This is a genomic window from Gammaproteobacteria bacterium, assembly GCA_003696665.1.
Lineage (GTDB): Bacteria > Pseudomonadota > Gammaproteobacteria > Enterobacterales.
The window spans coordinates 1-1,129 of sequence record RFGJ01000169.1; the positions used below are offsets into that span (position 1 = coordinate 1).

Annotated in this window: 1 protein-coding gene; it reads right to left on the reverse strand. The window is 52.7% G+C overall.

Annotated elements, in window-relative coordinates; translation table 11 throughout:
- Nucleotides 1-1,129: site-specific DNA-methyltransferase (locus D6694_04970; protein ID RMH45198.1), on the reverse strand; the 1,129-nt coding region annotated here is incomplete at both ends.

Sequence of the window (1,129 nt, forward strand, 5' to 3'; positions counted from 1 at the left end):
GCCCTCGATCACCCGCCGCACCCGCTCGGCGGTGACGTTTGCGGCAATGTTCTCGTCCATCTCGACGAGGATGAAGCGGCGATTGCCGCCATCCTCGGCGTTTTGCTTGAGAACCGCATGCCCAGTCGAGCCGCTTCCGGCAAAGCTATCCAGAACCAGTGAGTCCTTATCTGTGGCGATTTGTAGAATGCGTTGAATCAGTCTTGTTGGCTTAGGTGTATCAAAGGGAATAACATGGCCAAGAACTTCGATAATTTCTTTTTTCGCTTCTTGGTTATGGCCACACTCTTTGTTAGACCACCAAGTCCACGCGCTCTTGCCTGATGTTTCAGAAAGGTAGGTTTTTACACGCGGGCGGCTTTTTCCAGACTTTCCGAACCAAATTCTTCCTTCAGCAACCAAGCGCAAAAATACCTCTTCGATATTTCCCCAACATCTTCCAGGGGGCGGCGAATATTCTGTGCCTCCTGGTGTACGTATCTCGTACATTTGATTTGGCCGCCACCCTTGAGCTGTAAAGTCGGATGACACCCAAGGCCCTCTTGGGTCATTGTCGGGGTTCTTGTACTTCTTTTCTTCATCAGGGCTTATCTTTATCGGCTTAAATGAAATAACCTCTTTTTTCCTTGCATAAACTAAAATGTGGTCATGAGCTTGGCTAAGGCCAAGGCGAGCATCAGGAGAAGTCCTCCGCTGCCAAGCAATCGTTGCAACAAAATTTTGAAAGCCGAAGACCTCATCCATCAACAATCGCAGATGTGCTACCTCATTGTCGTCGATGGAAACAAATATCACGCCATCGTCACGTAGAAACTGGCGTAGTAGCACCAGCCTCGGATACATCATGCACAGCCAGCGGTCGTGGCGATCCAGCGTTTCGCCCTCCTTGCCGACCACCTCGCCCAGCCAACGACGGATTTCCGGGCTGTTCACGTTGTCGTTGTACACCCAGCCCTCGTTGCCGGTGTTGTAGGGCGGATCGATGTAGATGCATTTCACCTGGCCGGCATAGCGAGGCAGCAATGCCTTCAGCGCATGCAGGTTGTCGCCCTGCACGATCAGGTTGCCGGAATCGGCATCACCGCAGGAAAGCGCCGGATCGGCTTCCAGCAGCCGGTACGGCACGTCC